Raw genomic sequence first — 20,234 nt, 5'->3', positions numbered from 1 at the left:
TATTTCTTCCTTAGTGCGATAATTGCTAATTGAACGAAGCTTTTTGATGTTGCCCGATTATTCAGGGTTTAATTTTTATTCTTTTGTAAAAGCTTTTACTTTCGTTCCCTATTTGCCTTTAATGGATATTCTTTAAAATTTGATTTTATCGAATCGGTTCAAAGGCTTTTTTCCCAGCATGTGAATAAACATGAAAATTCCCTATGAAACGAATATATCAAACAGCAATACAAGCGGCAATCGAAGGTGGTAAGGCGATATTGAAGGTCTACAATCAAGATGAAATTCATGTTGATTATAAAAAAGATGATTCACCACTTACCGTTGCGGATAGTGCAGCAAATGCAAAAATCGTAGGAATCTTAAATGAGACGGACCTTCCCATCATTAGCGAGGAGAGCAAGCAATTGGCTTATTCCACAAGAAAAGAATGGACGTCTTGTTGGATTGTTGATCCGCTAGACGGAACAAAAGAGTTTATAAAAAGAAATGGGGAATTCACCGTAAATATAGCGCTATGCAATCACGGAATCCCGGTTTTTGGAGTAATCTATGTACCCGTCACAAGGGAACTTTATTATGCCGTAGTTGACGAAAAAAAGGCATTCAAAACAGTTTTAGACTTAGAACATGTCGTAACGAATAAACTAAATGATGAAATTGATCGTATTTATCCTAATTCCAATAAAAGCTTATCAATAAGAGTCGTAGCTAGCCGGTCACATATGAATGATGATACTATTTATTTTACAGAAGAATTAAAGCAAGAATTCCCCGAAGTTGAAATTGTCTCTAAAGGAAGTTCCTTAAAATTCTGTTTGGTCGCAGAGGGCAAGGCCGATGTGTATCCGAGATTTGCACCAACTATGGAATGGGACACTGCTGCCGGGCATGCTATTTGCTCTGCTGTTGGGGTAAAAGTAATCTCACAACATACTCAGAAAGAGGTAACTTACAACAAGGAAAATCTTTTAAACCCTTATTTTCTAGTGAGTAACCAATGAGCAAAGTTTCCTATAAAAGACACCTTGCGAAAACCTTTACTTGGCGGGCGGTTGGCACTTTAGATACGATTTTATTATCATGGTTGATTACAGGAAATCCGTTGACCGGTTTAAAAATCGGCTTTTCAGAAGTAATCACTAAACTGATATTATATTATGTTCATGAAAGGGTTTGGTTTAAAATTAACGTCAGGGAAAGTCGTAAAAGGCACATTATCAAGACTATTTCCTGGCGCATAATTGGCACTCTGGATACGGTGATGCTTTCTTGGCTCATTTCTGGAAATCCTTTGACAGGACTGAAAATAGGCGTCTTAGAGGTAATCACAAAAATGTTGTTGTACTATCTACATGAGCGCACTTGGTACAAAATAAATTTTGGATTGTCCGAAAGAACACGAAAAGCAAATGGATAAAAATATAACCAAACATTCTTACAAGGTCGGTAGAGAGGACAGAAGAAAAGCGAACGGACACAATTCTTTTCTCATTTTCTTTACGGGATTATCCGGTTCGGGAAAATCTACCATTGCAAATGCCCTAGAGCAAAGGCTTTTCGAGAAAAAAATAAAAACGTACGTTCTTGATGGTGATAACATCCGTAAAGGAATAAATAGAGGACTCTCCTTTAGTCCGGAAGATAGATCGGAGAACAACAGACGAATAGGTGAAATCGCTAAACTTTTTATCGATGCCGGAATTGTTGTGCTAGCTGCTTTTGTCGCCCCATATACAAAAGATAGACTTTTTATAAAGAATACCGTAGGAAATGATAATTATGTCGAGGTCTTTGTAAATACCAGTTTACAACTGTGCGAAAAGAGGGATGTCAAAGGCCTTTATGCAAAGGCACGAAAAGGGGAAATAAAAAATATGACCGGTATTTCAGCACCTTACGAGGCACCGGTGCAACCTGATATCGAATTAACCGATGATCATACCATAGCGCAAGCGGTAGATTTAATCATAAAAAAAATCGAAAGTAAAATCTAAGATTCTCAGAATATGGGCAAGTACTATTTAAATTATTTGGATGAATTGGAATCTGAAGCGATATTCATTTTAAGGGAGGTTTGGGCACAGTTCCAAAATCCGGTAATACTATTTTCAGGTGGGAAAGATTCAATCCTTATTACCCATTTGGCGAAAAAGGCATTTTACCCCTCCAAAATTCCCTTTGCGCTTATGCATGTGGATACAGGACACAACTTTCCCGAAACGATAAAATTTCGCGACGATCTGGTGACCGAATTAAACGCACGCTTAATCGTGGGCTTGGTTCAAGAGTCGATCGATGAAGGTAGGGTAACCGAGGAAAAAGGTAAAAATGCTACTCGCAACGCCTTGCAAATAACAACTTTGTTAGATGCCATAGAGGAACACAAAATCGATTGTGCAATTGGAGGCGGACGAAGGGATGAGGAAAAGGCGCGGGCGAAAGAGCGATTTTTTTCCCATCGGGACGATTTTGGGCAATGGGACCCAAAAAACCAACGGCCAGAGCTTTGGAATATTTTCAACGGCAAGTATCAAGAAGGAGAGCACTTTCGTGCTTTCCCCATCAGTAATTTTACAGAGATGGATGTTTGGAATTACATAAAGAGAGAAAACATAGCCATTCCGTCACTCTATCTTGCGCATCAAAGAGAAGTGGTCTGGCGAAGTAATTCATGGATTCCGAATTCGGAGTTCTTGGTACTGGAGAAAGATGAAGAAATACTGACCAAAAAAATCAGATTTCGCACTTTAGGTGATATTACCATTACCGGAGGAATAGAATCGGAGGCCGATACACTAGAAAAGATTGTGCAGGAAGTATCATCGATGCGGCAAACCGAACGTGGTAACAGAACAGATGACAAACGCTCAGAGACGGCTATGGAAGATCGAAAAAAGCAAGGATATTTTTAATCTCGACAAAATCAACGCCCTTTTCGATAATGCGGAAATGATCAGCAAATTCAACGATTTATAATGGAAATAACGAATAATCAATTATTAAGGTTTACTACCGCAGGAAGCGTAGATGACGGCAAGAGTACTTTAATTGGACGACTATTATACGACTCTAAGTCGATTTTTGAAGATCAACTTGAGGCCATTGAAAATACCAGCAAACAAAAAGGCCACGAAGGTGTTGACCTTGCACTATTCACCGACGGACTTCGGGACGAACGCGAACAGGGAATTACCATAGATGTAGCCTATCGTTATTTCACGACACCAAAGAGAAAATTCATAATCGCGGATACTCCCGGTCACATTCAGTATACTAGAAATATGGTAACCGGTGCCTCTACGGCGAATGCGGCCATAATTTTAGTTGACGCCCGTCATGGTGTTATAGAACAGACCAAACGGCATGCGTTCATAGCTTCCCTTCTCAGAATTCCGCATGTTATTGTTTGCATAAACAAGATGGATTTGGTCGATTTTAAGGAAGTAGTATACAATACTATTTTAAAACAATTCGAAGAATTTTCTTCGAAGTTGTTAATTACGGACATCCGATTTATACCTATAAGCGCTTTGTTGGGCGATAATGTGGTTCATAGATCGGAGCATATGCCCTGGTATCAGGGTGGCCCATTGCTTCATACATTGGAAACGATGCACATTAGCAGCGATATAAACAAAGTCGATGCCCGTTTTCCGGTTCAAACGGTTCTACGCCCGCAACGCGAAGGTTTTTTGGATTATAGAGGCTATGCCGGTAGAATGGCAAGTGGCATTCTTAGAACAGGTGATGAAATTACCGTCATGCCATCCGGCTTCACTTCCGTCATCAAATCGATCGGCGGCCCTTCCGGTGAAATCAACGAAGCCTTTGCCCCAATGTCGGTCGCCATTACCTTGGAAGACGACATCGACATTAGTCGGGGCGATATGATCGTAAGATCAAAAAATCAACCCGAAGGATTACAGGATATAGAAGTTATGCTGTGTTGGTTACATAATGATTCGGCCAAACCAAGAGCCAAATATAGCATAAGACATACCTCGAACGAGCAAAAAGCAATGATCAAAGAGGTCATTTACAAAATAGACATTAATACGCTTGCCCGAAAAGCGGATGATTCACAAATAGACATGAATGATATTTGTAAAGTAAGAATTCGAACAACGAAACCCCTAATGGTCGATTCTTATAGGGAAAATAGAGTGACCGGCAGTATTATTCTAGTTGACGACGGCACGCATGAAACCGTCGCGGCTGGTATGATTGTTTAATCTAAATCACCCTAAAACTGCTGCTTCGGGAGCATGTTTTTGAACGACGCAGTCGGGCAAGGTCAGTTTCCAAAAATTCTTTATGGCTTGGTTTATCCGCAAAGTAGGATTAGGATAGTTACATTCTTCTTAAAAGTACGAACAGTCGAGTAGAATTATGTGGCGCGTCCGTTGTTAAGCTCGGATGATTAATTATACATTTGTAAAAAAATATCAATGCAGAAACTCGTTTTCATATGTGGTTTACATAGAAGTGGGACTTCCATTTTACATAAGACCCTTAGCAATTCAGAACATTTTTCAGGTTTTCACGATACGGGTATATTTGAGGATGAGGGCCAGCATCTACAAAGTGTTTTCCCGCCGGATATGGATTTCGGGGGACCGGGTAAATTCGCATTCGACCAGAACTCTAGATTAGATGAAACCAGTGCTTTGATAACTCCGGGAAACAGGGAAAAAATTTTAAAGGAATGGGGAAAATATTGGGACAAGGAAAAACCTTTTTGGATTGAAAAATCGCCTCCGAATTTGATCAGAATGCGCTTTTTTCAAGAGTTATTTCCTAAAGCTTATTTTATTACGATTTCAAGACATCCGATAGCCGTCTCCTTGGCCACTAAAAAATGGAGCAGAACCTCCGTACCTAATTTGATCAAGCATTGGGTCACTGCCCATGAAATATATCGAAATGATAGAAAAAAAATAAATAAAGAGCTCTATTTTAGCTACGAAGAAATGGTTGCCTCTCCGGAGAAAGTGATAAAGGAAGTTGAAGATTTTTTAGATACCGATATTTCATTTGTCAATAATTTCAAGAATTTTAATGGCAAATATTTTGATCGCTGGAATAAAGATAAATCTTGGCAATTCCTGAAAAGATATCAAAAGAAAAAGAGTATTGAAGAATTTGAAAAGATCGTTAACGATTTTGGATATAGCTTGGTAGACTTAAATAAATATCCGAAACTACGTCTTAACAAGAAAATCTGACCGAGCTAGAAAATCATCAAGGCGTTACTATTTAGATGCTATTTCACTAATGAATTGAACGATACGCTTACTGGCGTGACCATCTCCATAAGGATTATGTAGTTTACTCATTTTTTTATACAGGTCGTCATTACCTAGCAGATTTAAGGTTTCCTTTACAATTTTCTCTTTGTCGGTTCCTACTAACACTACGGTTCCCGCTTCAACAGCCTCCGGTCGTTCGGTGGTATTCCGCATCACTAGAACCGGTTTGCCCAGGCTGGGAGCTTCTTCTTGAACACCACCGCTATCGGTAATTACCAAATGGCACTTGTTCATCAACCAGACGAAGGCCGGATAGGCCAAGGGATCAATTAATTTAATAAAATCACTATCCCCCAAGATTTCGTAAACAGGTTCTTGAACTTTAGGGTTTAGATGCACAGGATATATGATTTGCACATCGTCAACAGATTCCCCTATTTTTTTTAAGGCCGAGCAGATATTTATAAAACCTTGTCCATGGTTTTCACGTCTATGTCCCGTAACCAGAATCAGACGTTTGGTCGTATCAATTTGACTTTTCAGGTTTTCAATCTCCTCATTTTCCAACGTATCAACTTTATCGACACTTTCCAACAGTGCGTCTATGACCGTATTTCCCGTAATCAAAATAGTTTTAGCCAAAACATTCTCACGGATTAAATTATCATATGATGTTTGGGTCGGAGCAAAATGATAATCCGCGACATGACCCGTAATCGTTCTATTGATTTCTTCCGGAAATGGCGATTTCTTATTAAAAGTTCGAAGGCCTGCTTCTACATGGCATATTTTGGCCCCCGCGTAAAAGGAAGCGATACTAGCGCCCATCGTAGTTGTGGTATCACCATGCACATACACATAATCGGGTTGAAATTCTTCCAAAACAGGTTGCAAACCTGTTATGATATCGGCAGTTAGTCCGTAAAGGTTCTGTCCGGGTTTCATAAGGTTTAAATCATAATCGGGCTTGATTTCGAAAAAATTCAGAACCTGATCCAACATTTCGCGATGTTGGGCAGTGACACATACTTTGGTTTCAAAACGCGTGTCGCTTAAAAACTCCTTGACCAAAGGCGCCATTTTGATCGCTTCTGGACGCGTACCGAAAATGATAAGGTTTTTAATTTGCATGTATTCTTGATATTAATTCAGACGTAATCTTTTCAATATAATGGGTATCGTCAAAATACTCCTTAAAATTCGAATGACAAACATCATAATACGTATTGTAATCGATTTGAATGTCGTCGTGTACCAGTATCTCTTCCGCTAATTTTGATTTTTCAGATTCCAGATTTCCTTTGATTTCAAATTTATCTAAATTAATATGCTCGTTAAATGAATGTACCGCATAGGTATGAATTGGCATGAGACCAGCTGACAAATAGGTATTCATCTTCGTCGGGGTCGCACAGTTATTTACAATGTTATCCTCCCTCAATAAAAATCCATATTTATGGTTCCCCAGTTCATGCATGACTTCCTCTAGGCTGACATAATTGATCTTGTAATTTTTTATGCCCTCCATTTTGATCATATTTTCGGCCTTTTCCTGATCTTTTGTAAGAACGGTCAAGAAAGCATTGTTATTCTTTCTTTCGACTTCCTTATAGATAGCTATCGTTTCGGCAAAACACTGCCATGGGTAAATACCACCCGCATAAACAAAACTGGTTTTCGGTTTTATACTTGAAGAAAAATATTCTCGCTTAAGATTTTTATTGTAACATGGAATGATTAAAAAATTACTGTTGTCGTAGGCGTATTTTTCGCTGAAATGTCTTTTCATTCTATCGGACACGAAAAAATTAAAATAGCTATGGTGTATGGTTTTCCGCTCCATCCAATTGTAAATTGGGAAACGTAATTTTTGGAACAAATTTGCACCCATTAGCATCTTGTTTTCTTCTGGAAGTAATCCTTGGAACCATATGATTATTTTCGCTTTCCGATTTCTTCTGTAAACACCAAGAAAATCTTTAGGGCTTACGACTACAATATAATCGGAATCCTCGAGTTCAAAATCATTCTTGTGAAAAGTAGATACCCTAAAATTCGAGCGAACAAAGGCATTTTTAATTAAGTCGATATAATATGCCGTAGCATCATTAATTTGACCTTTTGGCAAATAAAATTTTATTTGACTGTTAAAATTTTGACCGGACATATGTGTATAGTTTATAACTGCAATCACTCTTTGTGACAATCAAAGAATACCGCTTGAAACGATTTACCTTAAAACGTTGATTTGGTTTTAGTGAAAATTCCAATTGCGTTTTTGTCTTTTCTACAATTCACTTTTAAAAGGCGGGGTCAAAGATAACATTCATGTTGGTAAACAATTAAATTATCATCAACAAATCATAGTCGCTGAGATGGTTATAAATTCAATTTTAAAAAGGCATGGGAAGCTCATCACTTAAATATCGGTTTTATCTTTTCTGAAATCTAACATCGATTTTCCGTACAAAAAGTAGTATATGGTGCAAATAACTATCCAGAATGAACAAAAAAGAATAACAGGATTGAGAAATTTTGATAACCAAAAATAGCACAGAATGAGTAATGCTGTAATCCCAAAAAATTTAATAGTTTCAGAAACACGCAATAATTTTTTTCGTGTAAGCGTAACATCTTGGGATATATGTAATACAACGAAAGATATAAAAATTGAATAATTAACAACCGACAAGGACTTAACGTAATAAAGGCCAACAAGACAAATGAGCACATTTAAAACCAACCTTTTAATATTGAACCACATATCAAGCTTTTCCAATTTCATCGTAATCAAAAGTTGGGCTTGTAAAAAAGTGGTAGGCATTATTAACATGGTCAAGAATATTTCTTGGGTGTAGATTGCAGTTTCACCGTACTTTTCACCAAATAAAAACGGTATAATTTGAAAACCAAAAGAGTACATAAATGTATAGGTTCCTATACCGTAGATACAAAAAAACCAAAATAAATTCATATACAATTTTCGGAGTTCATCTATCTTTTGTTCTTTGAAAAGACTTACCATTCTAGGAAGAGCTGTAGATGCGATTACTACCGGCAGCAGCTGCGCTAAAGAAAATACTTTAAAGGAGTTTTCGAAATCGGCAACAGCTTCAAGTGGTAATTTTTTTGAAATAATCAAGGTGGCTATTTTCCAGTATACAATATAGGCACTACCTATGACCGCAAATGGCCAATACTCTTTTATGATTACGACGATATTATTGAGTGGTAATCTTACCTTCCAGAAACCCATTAATTTTATTCCAGCAGGAGCACCTATCCTGAGAAATAAGTTTAAGGAGACCAGTCTTAGCAAGACAAGTAATATGGCAAGTGTTACTATCGAAATTGGAAAAACATATACCAAGCAGGCAAGTGCGAATTTGGCGCATGCTTCTATTGATAATACGGCTACCGTTTTCTTTTGGGCAAATTGAGCGATATTGATATTCTTAATGGAATAGATAATGTTGTCAAAGACAACATTAAAAGCAAAGAGAAAAGAAAGCAAGCGCATTGTGAAGTCATCGTAGATGGCGAGGACAATGATCAGATTGATTGCAAAAAAAAAGAAACCGAAGTAGGTTTGCATTTTTAAAAACTTTGCTACTAATATATTTTTATCATCGGCATTTACGACTTCACGAATAAACCATTGGCCTAAACCCATAGTGGAGATTGCCGCCACCATCTGATAGACACTAGTTGCTATTAAATATTTTGACCAATCTTCAATAGAATAATGTCGAGCAAGTAAAATAAAAAAAAGGCTCAAAAAAAAGTTCTGAAGCAAAGAACCTGCAAGTCCCCAAAAACTATTCTTATATAACTGTGACTTTACTTTAATGACCTAAGAATATTTAGAGGTTATAGAACTGAGGAATAAAATAGTTTTATAGAAACACGCGAAATTTTTGGATATTTTTTCCTTGATGATTCATTTAAACTCCTAACTAGTAACATATGATTTACTAAATACGTTCGTTATGAATAAATAGACCTATCATCAAAAATTCATTTTATTATTATGAGGATTATCTGCATAAAACTCCGTTCCCGAGCACAATTGTGCTAAGAATACATATATTTAGTTAAAATAATGCTAACAACTCCGATTTTAATAATTCCTCGAGGCAAGTAAATCTATTGTTTATATGCTAATTAAAAAAATACTAGAGAACTTTATTATTCTAGAAAAATCAATTGAATTTTTTAGTGATAAATTTTGGGGTTTTTTTACAAAAAAAGCAATGGGCAAGTGTGGTCGCAACGTTATGATCAAACCATCTACTTCGGTATTTAAAGGAGTATCTAATTTTTATTTTGAAGGTGACCTAAAAATTGCCAGATATGCGGTAATCTATTCAACTAACGCAAAAGTAATAATCGGAAAAAAAGTGGATATCGCTCCGTATGTAAAAATAATTTCTGGAAATCACAGAATCGATAAGGTGGGTCATTTTATGTTCAACAATGACTACGAAAAAAAGCCTGAAAATGATCAAGATGTGGTGATTGAGGGCGATAATTGGTTGGGAATCAATGTTACCGTACTTTCCGGAGTAAGAATAGGAAGAGGGGCTATAATTTCCGCAGGCGCGGTGGTTAATAAATCATGTGCTCCTTATTCGATAATCGGTGGTGTGCCTGCAAGAATACTGAAGTACCGATTTAGCATAGAAGAAATACTAGAGCATGAAAGGAAATTATATCCATATGAAAAAAGATATACTGAAAATGAGTTAATCGCATTTAGAAATAAGCATTAAAAATCATTGTGATTTTTAAGCGTTACTTCTTTAAATGACCGCTATTTACCTGTAATGAATCTGCGATCATCCCTGAAAACTTTTTGGCCCCAATTTGATTTAAATGTAAGATATCGGCATACCATTCCGGTTTTCGTAAAAACGCATGGTTTTTTGTAAAATCGTAAAATGGAATATTTTGTTCTGAACAAATTTTTTCACAAGTAGCAATTGAAAAATCAGATTCATACTCGTAAAACACGGGAGAAACAACTACGTATAACTCAATATTGTTCTTTTTACACAGGTATATGAACTCTTCAAAGGCCTTTAGCTTATTTTGATCGAACTGATATTCGCTTGCAGTTTTTAATGGCTCTAGCGTATTGTTCCAAACGTTAGGTAAGGGAACATACCCCTTAAAGTCTTTACTCCTTTCTTTATTAAATTCCATGTTGCCCTTTATTATATTTAATAACAAAGAATTATATGGGTAAATTTTTGAAAGCGTTTTGAGTTTTTCAAATGGTCCTTTAAGTGCTAAAACTTCTTGAATTTCTTCATGTTGCTCGTAGTAGGGCAACAAGGAAGATAGTCTATCATAGTCGCTTTGTGAATACTCAAAACTTCCGTAGAAATCATAAACTATAACCTTTGGTCGATGTCTTTTTAACATTGTTTTTAAAAGAGCCGTTTGATAAAAGAAATAAGTCCCATCTCTGCCGGTATTATAACAACTTACATCCAATTCAGATTCAAATACGTGCGGGACATAATGGTGATTGGCTCTTGACGATCCAAAAATCATCAGATCATCTTTTACATGATTTAAGGAATAGGTCGTACGGTATTGAAACCCGGAATCTTGTTTGAAATAAAAATGCTCTAGCGAACTACCTATTGCAAAGTCGAGCAATGCTATAGCCAGTAAACCCAATAACAGATGTTTTACAAATTTTTTCAACTTTCAATTTTGAACTATTGCATTTGGGTTACTCCCGATACCACCGGATGAGATGACCTTACTAGGATCATCAAAATCATGAATATCGATTGAAGCATTCAACTCCAATAAATCATTGTACATAATTGGCACCCCATCCTCTAAAACACTAATTTCGCTAAAGCCGTGACCTTTAAACTTACTTTCAACTGAAGACAAAGTTAAAAGTATACTATTGTTCGATTCTTGCTCGCTACTATGCATATGGGAAGGGTAGCTTGCATTTGTATTACTGTCCAATAGGCTAACTATTAAAGAACTTGTGCCGTTAACCCTTTCTGCGAAAGTAGCCTGTCCTGAATAGCTAAAATCTTCGGTAAACAACATGGTATAGGTTACTTTGTTTCCAGTAAGTTCATTAGGGCCAATATGAGCCGAAGCGGCGAGTTCTCCGGAAACATCACCATTTAATTCGATGGCGATATAACCATCATATGATAGTAATTGGTCGTAAGTAATATTTTGACCGTCGGCTAATTTTGAAATATTAAAACTACTTTTACCCGTTACACCGTCCAAATTACCCAATGCAGCGGCAATGCCACCTCCTTGGAACGCTGTTTTTCTTCTTAAATAAATAGGGTTATTAAAATCAGCAGATGCGTTCTGCAAGTTAAAATTTATGTCAGTTGAGTTATTGTCATTTTCTACAAATTCAACTGTACCTTCTATATCGGACAAATCGGTACTGATAACCGCAAAAGATTTGGTTCGTCCGGTTGGCAATGGTGGTGAATCATCATCATTTTTACAATCTATGAAAACCAAGAATACCGATATAAGCAGCACTCGGAGTTTTAAAAAAGAATTTTTCATGATTTTACAAGCTAAAGTTAATGCAAGTTAAGTCTTTAAAAATATTGTCTTTTGACAAATGTTCCGCGTTATCCAAAAACTTTGTTTTAACCTCCGGCTACGAAATCGGATTGTTACATGGGGCCACCAATCGTTCAAAATCCAAAGTACAAGTCAATTAAAATAAAATCCATATTATTTCGGAAAAAGCTATTGCCCATGAGTTTTCGATTACATTTTCTTTTTTGTTAAAATTGAAAATATATGAACTGTCCCCCATCAAAGACACCGATCATCATAATCAATATAACAACAACGGCATAAGACAGGGTTCTTACCGATCTGTAGGAGCTACTAAAGAAAATCTTTTTTTCAGGTAAAAATTCATCAAAACCATCTTTTAGAAATAATAAGAGAATACCAAAAATACCATACACAAAAGAGCTGTTATCACCTATAAAAATCGGCCCTAGTTCAGAAACCATTCTCTTAATAATTTCAAAAGCATGGGAGAAACTATCAGCCCTAAAAAAGATCCATGAAAAACAAATCAGCACGAAGGTTAAAATTATATTGGAGAGATACGTAAAAGGCCGTCTTTCCTTACGGCCTTTTTTACCAGGGTTAAATCTGAAGATTTTAAACACGATCTGATAAAATCCGTTTAGCGCACCCCAGATTACAAAAGTCCAATTTGCTCCATGCCAAAGCCCGCTTACCACAAAGGTTATCAATATATTGATATAGTTTCTATTCTTACTTACCTGATTGCCGCCAAGAGGGATGTAGACGTAATCCCTAAACCAAGTTGATAGTGAAATATGCCATCTTTGCCAAAATTCCGCACATGATTGTGCAAAATAAGGCCTTCTAAAATTAGTCATTAAATCAAAACCCATAACCTTGGCACAGCCAATAGCTATATTACTATAACCAGCAAAATCGCAATAAATCTGAACAGCAAAAAAAAGAGTTGCAGTCAATAACGAAATTGAACTGTGGTACTCTACATTACCGTACACCGAGTTAACATAAATGGCAAGCCTATCGGCTACTACAAGTTTCATAAAGAAGCCCCACACCATCAACTTAACCCCTACTACCGCCTTTTCATAATCGAATTTTTTATAGGTCTTAAATTGAGGCAATAGATTTTTTGCCCTTTCAATAGGGCCCGCGACCAATTGAGGAAAAAATGATACAAATAAAGCATAGACACCAAAATGTTTCTCGTGTTTGATATCGCCTCGATATACATCTATGGTATACCCTACGGCTTGAAAAGTGTAAAAAGAAATACCTACAGGTAGTAAATATTTAAAATTGGGCAACTGTACTCTAATACCCAATTCTTGCAAAAGTCCGAACACGGAAGTATTGAAAAAATTATAGTATTTGAAAAGAAATAAAATAGAAAGATTGATTATTAAACTTGCAATCAAGTATTTCTTTTTATGCCACTTTTTTTCTGTTTTTTCTATCTTATAGGCGCATAGGTAGGTCACGATTGTCGAAAAGAAAATCAGAATGGCATAGGTCGGCTGCCAATTCATATAAAAAAAGTAACTGGCCACTAAAAGCAGAAGCCATTTATACTTTTTGTTCGTTATATAGTACAATAGGCATACCGCCGGAAAGAACAATAAAAAGTTGAAGGAATTAAACAGCATATCTTACCGTACAAATTTATTCATAGTTCTAATGCTGATAAATTTTTTGGAATACAGTATGCATATCTTCAGAAACATTCGTTCTATTGAACTTTTCTCCAAGTTTTACATTATTGTATCGCATTGAATTTCTGAGGGCTTTGTTCTCATAAAGTTCCGCTAAAGCAGCTGCTACCGAATCGCCCGATTTACCATCGACCCATAAACAGTTGTCGGGAGCGATTAGTTGGTCTTTTGCAGCTCTAATTTGAGTTGTAATAATGGGTAGACCGGCAACAACGGACTTAAACAGAGCCATAGCAAAGCCCTCATCAAGTGATGGAAAAATCAGTGCATCTGAATTGGCATAAAAATGGTCGCATTCTACTTCTTCAATAAAACCGGTAAATATAATATTCTCTGAAACACCTAACTCAACGGCTTTTGATTTCAAGTTTTCAAGTTCTTCCCCATTGCCCACCATTAGAAAAACGCAGTCTTCTTTTTTTGAAAATTTTGCTATCCCATCTAAAATTGCAAATACACCTTTTTCATAAACCATGCGGCCTACGTACAGAAATTTGAACTTGTTCTTAGGTAGGTTGTATTTTTTCTGAAAGCTTTCCGAATACACCGAGCGCTTGGGGTTTATAATATTATACGTAACGAATACCTTATTTTTCAACTCGGGCTTGTACTTTAAAAGCCCCTCAACTTCATCCTTGGACAAAAACAACCAAGCATCTACTTTCGACATCAAAACAGGAATCGCAAACTTTTTGAAAATAAACGATTTTTTTTTAAGGATACTTAAATCGGACCCATGGGACTTGATTACGATTTTTAAAGGAAGAAAATATAAATACCGAAACACCAAAATTGAAAACGCGTCACGCAAAGAACCATTTACATCCAATCTTGAATTTAGATATAAAATATCCGGCTTTTGTTTGTATAGCTCAATGAGTACTTTGAATGCATTTAGTATAACACCATACATTCTGTTCAGTAAGCTAATATTCCATTTATTTCTGGAATAAGGTATTTGGTGGCACACATACCCTAGTCCCTCAAGCCCTGAAAGTTCATCTAGGCCCAAAATAACGTGTCTCGTAGGTGGAATTCCGATTAATATTTTATGTTTCATAAAATGACTCAGTCAGATGAGATGTTTTGGCTTCCGTACTAAATATGATTAGACACACAAAAGTGCCGACTGCCAATAAAATCCGATAGTCCAATAACGAATAATTCGTATTGAATGCAACGGCCCAAGACAAGATCGATGCCATAGGATAGATAGTCTGTTTCTCTATCTTGCCACTTAGAGCATTTTGAACGCCTTTAATCGTTGGAATAAGTATTAAGGATAAGAAAATGAAAAATCCGAGATAACCCTGCTCTACCAATACTTTTAAATATCCGTTTTCCGGTTGGTTAAAATAATACAATTCTCCACCAGATTCGGTTTGCAAGTATAAATCCTGTTTATATCTTTTGATATACTTTTGAAAATTTCCAAAACCGATACCCAAAAGGGGATACTGTGCGATTATCTCTCCTGTCTCATCCCAAATAGACTTCCGAAATAAGTAGTCTTCCGAAATAGAATCCGTTCTGCTGAAAATACCTTCCTTTGGTTCTAGTATAAAAACAAAAAGAATAAGACCTATGGCAATAGAACCGACAAGCAATTTTATTTTGCTATTTTGAAACAATACAAGTAGTAGGACACCCATGCCAAATCCACCAATAGCCGAACGACTTGCAGCTAAATAGATAGCGATAGTCGTGAGCGCAAAAAATAGAAAGTGTAGCCTTTTCTTTTTAAGGCTGCTTTGAGGCCTTAAATAAAGTAAGCTAAAGCTGCCCAATGCTAAAAATTGCCCACAAGTCTGGGAGTCCTGAAAGAGGCCGGGGTATCTGATAAAACCACTGTCCAAATCTATGACATTCTTATTAAAATCAGCTAGGTAAGAGAAATTCGGCCCAATAAACAGTTGCACGAACACGACTCCTGCCAAAAGAATAACACTTAACTGAAAGGCCGAGATAAATTTATAGAAAGCTTTGGGTTCCTGTTCTAAATAAACAAGAAGGAATCGGGCAAAAATGAAAATAGTAAAAGGCTGGTAAATAAAATAAAGATTGTTAAAGGGGTAGTCCGAATTTATTTTACTAAGCAGCAAAAACACCCAAAACAGGACCACTAGAACAGAATAAATCTTCCCTTTTTGAGATGTTTTAAAACTGATGAATTCTTTAAAAAATAATACGAGTGAAATTACGGTAACTACATCAAAAACTTTCACAAAACCATAGGCCAAGGGTAAAATTTTAGTATCGAGAAACGGCAAGGAGTAGGCAACAAACAAGATGTATGTTTCCACTGTTGGTCTTTTAAAAATAAAATAGCCAAAAGTGAGTATTGAAAGAAAAGCAAGTATATATTGAAGCATAAGATCCGTATAATAGCAACTACTTTCTAGTAAATTGAATCACATGCGCCAATTTTTTTAGAGCCTCTAGGGTAGGCCTTAGTTTAAAGAAATCGATTATTCCATTTAAGAAGGTATCCGATTTTTGAGGTTTCACGAGGTCGTACCCATATCCATGGCCGTAACCATAATTCTCAGTTGCGACACCTCTCTGCTTTACCGCATTGAATACAATATTGCAATTTTTAAAATTTTTATTGTTTAGGTTTTCATCAATACGCTTCGCAACGTGTTTAGGAGTATAGCCGTGTCTTACCACTATCAGTGTTTTGTCACCGAACTCATTGATGATAGCGGCATCGGAAACCATAGATATAGGTGGCGTATCAACAACGACATAATCGAAAGTGTCATATAACGTTTCAAAAAGTTCTTCAAGTTTTTTACTGGCCAAAAGTTCGGAGGATGCGAATGTTTTTTCGCCACATGGTAGAATGTACAATTCTTCACAGTCAGACTTATGAACTATAGTATTCATAACGGCTTTATTGGATAAGAAATCACTCACCCCCTCTTCCTCTTCTAAATTGAAAATGGTAGTAAGGGAGGCGTTTCTCAAATCCATATCTACGAGCGCTACCCTTTTGCCAGAAAATGCTAAGGTCTGCGCAAGATTGGCACTCACGTAACTTTTACCTTCACCTGCAATGCTGGAAGTTACCATAAGCGTCTTCAATCTTGATGAACGCTGATATATGCCTAATGATGATAAAAGGTGCCTAAACTGATCTAGTATGAAAACATCTTTATGTTCATTTACTAATAATTCGGTGCTATTTTGGTCTAAAAATGCAAGTTCCCCAATTACTGGAAGTTTGGAATAGCGCTCTACTGCAGAACGAAATAAAACCTTGGAGGAAATTAATTCTTTACCTGACACGATGAGTATACCGATTGCAAATGAGAGCAAAAGTGCAATTGCGTATACAACTGTTTTTTTGGGACTAACCGGTCTCAATGATGCTTCGGCCCCCTCTATAATTCTAGCATCACCTTGTGTAGGCGCATAGGAAAGTGCTGTTTCTTCCCGTTTTTGGGCTAGAAAATCATAAAGCTCAGATATGTTTTTTTTCTTTCGCGTAATTTCCACCAATTTTCTTTCTTGCTCAGGCAGTAATTGAAGGGCCGAATTGTATTTTCCGCTAGACGAGTTCAAGTTGGCAAGGCTTGTTCTTAAGTTTGCTTTTTGACTGTTTACATTTTCTAAAATACTAGGCCGTATTTGATCGATTCTATTTTTAACGGCAACTAGAATAGGGTTGTTTTCGGCCGTAGTTTTGCGGAGTTCCTCATATTCAATTTCAGCGTTATAAAGACGGTCTAAAAGCTGTGATAGTATAGGGTCGTTTATACCTAAGGTAGAAGGAACTATTCCGGAACTTTTGTTCTTGGAGACCACATAGTTCTGCACTTTTTGTAGAACTGCGAGCTGTAACTCAATGTCCCCTATTCTTCTATCATAATTGCCCACGTTATCTAAATAGAGACTTCCTTGCTTACTGATATTAACAACACCCTCTGATGATCTATAGACTTCCAACTCCTTCTCTACTTCGTTCAATTCAATGCCCACCTGTTCCATTCGATTCTCTACGAACGCCAGTGTGTTCGAAGCTAGTGTGTCACGCTCCCTTGTAGATTGCTGTATGTATGATTTAATAAGTTGGTTTACGATATCTTCTCCCCGCGTCGTATTCGCATCTTCGTACGTCATTCGAACTACGGTAGATAGTTTACTTGATGAACCAACGTAAAGCTTATTGTAGATACTGGCCGATACTAGTTTTGGGTGTATGAATGTAAAATAATAGGATTTTTGGTCATCGGATGATTCTTCGAAGGCGGTATTTCTAATGAATTTGATAGGATCGCCACCAAATGGATTTTCGACCCACTCGCCTATAGGGTAACTTTTATCGTCGATTCGTATAAGGTTCTTCGCACTGTCAAAATCAAAACTCGTTTTATTGTCATCTTGATAATATCTAGAATCATTAGGACTTTTTAATCTTATATGAATTGGAGATGTATCATACACAGGGGTATTTTTAAACAGACCTTTTTCAAATACTTGGGTATATAAATTCAACTCGTAAACCACCTCATTGATCAATTCTTTAGAGTGCAGCACTTCGACTTCATTCTCAACAATTTTTTTAGAAGTAAAGACATTGATTGACTCCATGATTTCAGAATCATCAACCCCCTTCTTTTCATCATTTATGATTAAAGCAGCAGAGACAGAATATGTTGGAGTCGATAAAAACAAATACGTCCAAGCGGATAATAATCCTAACAAAAAAAGTCCTAAAAATAAAGGCCAGAAGGGCACGAACTTGTCCGCTAAAATACTGAACAAATTATCTTTATGGTTACTGTATGTATCGTTGCTTAACATTAGGTAATATTTTTAGAACAGGTCATCCAACAGCGTTAATTTGCGAATTTATAACGACCTAATTTGAAAAGACTATTGATTTTTTCTTTGACCAAATAAAAACCAAAAATAGCCCCGTAATAGATATATCTTTTCCACATTCGTTTGGGCTCTTTAATCAAACGGCCTAACCATTCTAGCCCTAAGGAAATCCATATTTTACCAGGCCGCTTCACAGTGCCGGCATAAAAATCAAATACTGCACCAATTGAACATATGATATTACTGTCAAGTTCATATTTATGGGCAAATGCCCATTTTTCTTGCTTGGGAGCAGTCATCCCAATGAACAATACCTGAGGTCGAAACTGATTTACTTGTTTAAGCATGTCCCTATTATCCTGTTCGGTAAATTTTTTTTTATATGGGGGAGAATAACTTCCAACTTTTATATTGGGATATTCGGCATGTATTCGCGCTTCTATTTTTTCTAATGTTTCTATTGATGCTCCGAGATAAAAACAAGAACCACATTCATCATCCATTTTTTTTAGCAGAAAAGAATGAAGATCGGCACCTGCTATTTTTTTGATACTCCTTTTTTTCAATAGTTTGGCTGCAAGTACGATTCCAATTCCATCAGGAAGCAAAACCTCACTTCCTTTCAATGATTTTTCGAACTCAGGGTCTTGTTGCGCGATACAGTATGAATATTGATTAATGGTATTGACAAGTACCTTATTTTTTGTTAACAAACTCTCAAGTTCGTCGGTAAAAACAGGATAACCCAAACATTCTAAAACGCGACTTTTGTTCATGGGGCGAAGATTAGGTTGTGATTTCTGTTGATACAAATGATTTTAAACGTCTACATTAAAATTTTAAGCAATCCAATAATTTGACGATCTCGATGACCAAACAATACAGATTGGTAGTTAAATTGTTTATTTCACGTTTATGGCTATAATTATAGCTAACGAAATGGCACTTAAAATAACAGGAATCCATTCTTTGGTGCCGGTTGAACTAGAAACTTTTGCTTTGTTAGGTTGTACGTAAACAATATCGTTCGACTGTAAATAATAATATGGCGAGCTGAAAATCTCGTTCGTAGTCAAGTCGATTTTACGTATTCGTTTTACCCCGTCTTCCTCGCGAATCAATGTAACATTGTCCCTTCGACCATAAATAGTTATGTCTCCTGCCATTCCGAGTGCTTCTAAAAGCGATATTTTTTCACTCGGAACGTTTAAGACCGATGGATTTTTGACTTCACCTAAGATCGAAACCTTGTAATTCAAATAACGAATGTCAACAATGGGTTCCAATAACAATTTTTGCTCCACCAGTTGGTTGGTAATTTCATCCCTCACCTCCTTTTTCGTTCTGCCCGCAACTTCTATTTTACCCAGTATCGGAAAATTGATAAAACCGTCTTGATCCACCAAATATCCCGAGGCTCTTGTCGTGTTTCCCGAATTTGTCGAGGATTGCTCCGTACCGTTCCGAGATGGGTTGAACAAATCAGCTGCATCGGGGTTGACACTGCTTACGACAATACTAAGCAAGTCATTTAACTGAATTACAGGTTCAAGGTCAGTGCTATTCTTTCCGAAAACCACATTCGTTGGCTCATCAAAATAAATAGCATTCCGTCCACTACCGCATGATGTAAAGAAAAATAGGCCAGCTATTGCCAAAACGAAGAGCTTAATACATCTTTCTATGTCTTGTCTGTCATCGACCATTCCCTTTAAAAACTTAAATGCGTAGTTCTGGTTCTTATTGAGATAGAGCCTCTTGATTATAATTGATTTCATATTATCCTAATGGTTTCTGTGTCATGAATGCTATTGACCTTGAAAGGGTATAATGTTCGGAAAAGTAAATGATTTGGGACTTTACCCCA

General features: G+C 36.7%; 18 protein-coding genes. 7 read left to right on the top strand and 11 right to left on the bottom strand.

What is annotated here, in order from left to right:
* Positions 1-203: 203 nt before the first annotated feature.
* The 6 genes from cysQ to FGM00_RS01125 all read left to right on the top strand — a co-directional run bounded on the left by cysQ (position 204) and on the right by FGM00_RS01125 (position 5,228).
* Positions 204-1,004, top strand: a complete 801-nt coding sequence (gene cysQ / locus FGM00_RS01150; protein ID WP_138851145.1) for a 3'(2'),5'-bisphosphate nucleotidase CysQ — start codon at positions 204-206, stop codon at positions 1,002-1,004.
* Positions 1,001-1,420, top strand: a complete 420-nt coding sequence (locus FGM00_RS01145; RefSeq protein ID WP_138851144.1) for a DUF2061 domain-containing protein — start codon at positions 1,001-1,003, stop codon at positions 1,418-1,420. The genes cysQ and FGM00_RS01145 overlap by 4 nt, the downstream gene beginning before the upstream one ends.
* Complete coding sequence (gene cysC, locus FGM00_RS01140; protein WP_138851143.1) at positions 1,413-1,997, top strand: adenylyl-sulfate kinase; 585 nt, start codon at positions 1,413-1,415, stop codon at positions 1,995-1,997. The genes FGM00_RS01145 and cysC overlap by 8 nt, the downstream gene beginning before the upstream one ends.
* 12 nt (positions 1,998-2,009) lie before the next feature.
* On the top strand, positions 2,010-2,915 hold the full coding sequence (gene cysD, locus FGM00_RS01135) for a sulfate adenylyltransferase subunit CysD (RefSeq protein ID WP_138851142.1): 906 nt from the start codon (positions 2,010-2,012) through the stop codon (positions 2,913-2,915).
* Between the two features lie 63 nt (positions 2,916-2,978).
* The gene (locus FGM00_RS01130; protein WP_138851141.1) at positions 2,979-4,235 is read left to right on the top strand and encodes a sulfate adenylyltransferase subunit 1; all 1,257 of its coding nucleotides are present in this window, start codon (positions 2,979-2,981) and stop codon (positions 4,233-4,235) included.
* A 216-nt stretch (positions 4,236-4,451) separates the two neighbouring features.
* Positions 4,452-5,228 carry a sulfotransferase family protein gene (locus tag FGM00_RS01125; RefSeq protein WP_138851140.1) on the top strand — a complete coding sequence of 259 codons (777 nt, stop codon included), beginning with the start codon at positions 4,452-4,454 and terminating at the stop codon, positions 5,226-5,228.
* Positions 5,229-5,255: 27 nt separating this feature from the next.
* On the opposite strand, the gene wecB is transcribed toward FGM00_RS01125, so the two are convergent.
* The 3 genes from wecB to FGM00_RS01110 all read right to left on the bottom strand — a co-directional run bounded on the left by wecB (position 5,256) and on the right by FGM00_RS01110 (position 9,102).
* Entirely contained in the window at positions 5,256-6,383 is a 1,128-nt protein-coding gene (gene wecB, locus FGM00_RS01120) for a non-hydrolyzing UDP-N-acetylglucosamine 2-epimerase (RefSeq protein ID WP_138851139.1), read from the bottom strand.
* Entirely contained in the window at positions 6,373-7,380 is a 1,008-nt protein-coding gene (locus tag FGM00_RS01115) for a glycosyltransferase family protein (RefSeq protein ID WP_138851138.1), read from the bottom strand. The genes wecB and FGM00_RS01115 overlap by 11 nt, the downstream gene beginning before the upstream one ends.
* A gap of 291 nt (positions 7,381-7,671) precedes the next feature.
* Positions 7,672-9,102 (bottom strand): lipopolysaccharide biosynthesis protein, encoded by a 1,431-nt coding sequence (locus FGM00_RS01110; protein ID WP_138851137.1) that lies wholly within the window; start codon positions 9,100-9,102, stop codon positions 7,672-7,674.
* Between the two features lie 307 nt (positions 9,103-9,409).
* Between FGM00_RS01110 and FGM00_RS01105 the strand changes: the two genes are divergently transcribed.
* A complete protein-coding gene (locus tag FGM00_RS01105) occupies positions 9,410-10,024 on the top strand; it encodes an LbetaH domain-containing protein (RefSeq protein WP_138851136.1) in 615 nt (204 codons plus the stop codon).
* A 22-nt stretch (positions 10,025-10,046) separates the two neighbouring features.
* Here FGM00_RS01105 and FGM00_RS01100 read toward each other — a convergent pair whose 3' ends face one another.
* The 8 genes from FGM00_RS01100 to FGM00_RS01065 all read right to left on the bottom strand — a co-directional run bounded on the left by FGM00_RS01100 (position 10,047) and on the right by FGM00_RS01065 (position 20,145).
* The gene (locus tag FGM00_RS01100) at positions 10,047-10,967 is read right to left on the bottom strand and encodes a hypothetical protein (RefSeq protein WP_138851135.1); all 921 of its coding nucleotides are present in this window, start codon (positions 10,965-10,967) and stop codon (positions 10,047-10,049) included.
* Positions 10,968-10,970: 3 nt separating this feature from the next.
* A complete protein-coding gene (locus FGM00_RS01095) occupies positions 10,971-11,822 on the bottom strand; it encodes a hypothetical protein (protein ID WP_138851134.1) in 852 nt (283 codons plus the stop codon).
* Positions 11,823-12,049: 227 nt separating this feature from the next.
* Positions 12,050-13,354 (bottom strand): MBOAT family O-acyltransferase, encoded by a 1,305-nt coding sequence (locus FGM00_RS01090; RefSeq protein ID WP_236262865.1) that lies wholly within the window; start codon positions 13,352-13,354, stop codon positions 12,050-12,052.
* A 145-nt stretch (positions 13,355-13,499) separates the two neighbouring features.
* Entirely contained in the window at positions 13,500-14,597 is a 1,098-nt protein-coding gene (locus tag FGM00_RS01085; RefSeq protein ID WP_138851132.1) for a glycosyltransferase family 4 protein, read from the bottom strand.
* Positions 14,587-15,840 (bottom strand): O-antigen ligase family protein, encoded by a 1,254-nt coding sequence (locus FGM00_RS01080; RefSeq protein ID WP_175416164.1) that lies wholly within the window; start codon positions 15,838-15,840, stop codon positions 14,587-14,589. The genes FGM00_RS01085 and FGM00_RS01080 overlap by 11 nt, the downstream gene beginning before the upstream one ends.
* A gap of 88 nt (positions 15,841-15,928) precedes the next feature.
* Positions 15,929-18,346, bottom strand: a complete 2,418-nt coding sequence (locus FGM00_RS01075; RefSeq protein ID WP_138851130.1) for a GumC family protein — start codon at positions 18,344-18,346, stop codon at positions 15,929-15,931.
* 35 nt (positions 18,347-18,381) lie between these two features.
* The gene (locus FGM00_RS01070; protein WP_138851129.1) at positions 18,382-19,143 is read right to left on the bottom strand and encodes a WecB/TagA/CpsF family glycosyltransferase; all 762 of its coding nucleotides are present in this window, start codon (positions 19,141-19,143) and stop codon (positions 18,382-18,384) included.
* A gap of 126 nt (positions 19,144-19,269) precedes the next feature.
* Complete coding sequence (locus FGM00_RS01065) at positions 19,270-20,145, bottom strand: polysaccharide biosynthesis/export family protein (protein WP_236262864.1); 876 nt, start codon at positions 20,143-20,145, stop codon at positions 19,270-19,272.
* Between the last annotated feature and the right edge of the window lie 89 nt (positions 20,146-20,234).

Origin of the sequence: Aggregatimonas sangjinii, from assembly GCF_005943945.1 — a bacterium.
Lineage (GTDB): Bacteria > Bacteroidota > Bacteroidia > Flavobacteriales > Flavobacteriaceae > Pelagihabitans > Pelagihabitans sangjinii.
The sequence above is the reverse complement of the archived record's forward strand: the minus strand, read 5'-3'. Positions and strand labels throughout refer to the sequence as shown.

Excerpts from the sequence above, each read along its gene's own strand:
- cysQ (WP_138851145.1), top strand. The coding sequence starts at position 204 with ATGAAACGAATATATCAAACAGCAATACAAGCGGCAATCGAAGGTGGT.
- FGM00_RS01145 (WP_138851144.1), top strand. The coding sequence starts at position 1,001 with ATGAGCAAAGTTTCCTATAAAAGACACCTTGCGAAAACCTTTACTTGG.
- cysC (WP_138851143.1), top strand. The coding sequence starts at position 1,413 with ATGGATAAAAATATAACCAAACATTCTTACAAGGTCGGTAGAGAGGAC.
- cysD (WP_138851142.1), top strand. The coding sequence starts at position 2,010 with ATGGGCAAGTACTATTTAAATTATTTGGATGAATTGGAATCTGAAGCG.
- FGM00_RS01130 (WP_138851141.1), top strand. The coding sequence starts at position 2,979 with ATGGAAATAACGAATAATCAATTATTAAGGTTTACTACCGCAGGAAGC.
- FGM00_RS01125 (WP_138851140.1), top strand. The coding sequence starts at position 4,452 with ATGCAGAAACTCGTTTTCATATGTGGTTTACATAGAAGTGGGACTTCC.
- wecB (WP_138851139.1), bottom strand. The coding sequence starts at position 6,383 with ATGCAAATTAAAAACCTTATCATTTTCGGTACGCGTCCAGAAGCGATC.
- FGM00_RS01105 (WP_138851136.1), top strand. The coding sequence starts at position 9,410 with ATGCTAATTAAAAAAATACTAGAGAACTTTATTATTCTAGAAAAATCA.
- FGM00_RS01095 (WP_138851134.1), bottom strand. The coding sequence starts at position 11,822 with ATGAAAAATTCTTTTTTAAAACTCCGAGTGCTGCTTATATCGGTATTC.
- FGM00_RS01090 (WP_236262865.1), bottom strand. The coding sequence starts at position 13,354 with ATGAATTGGCAGCCGACCTATGCCATTCTGATTTTCTTTTCGACAATC.
- FGM00_RS01085 (WP_138851132.1), bottom strand. The coding sequence starts at position 14,597 with ATGAAACATAAAATATTAATCGGAATTCCACCTACGAGACACGTTATT.
- FGM00_RS01075 (WP_138851130.1), bottom strand. The coding sequence starts at position 18,346 with ATGTTAAGCAACGATACATACAGTAACCATAAAGATAATTTGTTCAGT.
- FGM00_RS01070 (WP_138851129.1), bottom strand. The coding sequence starts at position 19,143 with ATGAACAAAAGTCGCGTTTTAGAATGTTTGGGTTATCCTGTTTTTACC.
- FGM00_RS01065 (WP_236262864.1), bottom strand. The coding sequence starts at position 20,145 with ATGAAATCAATTATAATCAAGAGGCTCTATCTCAATAAGAACCAGAAC.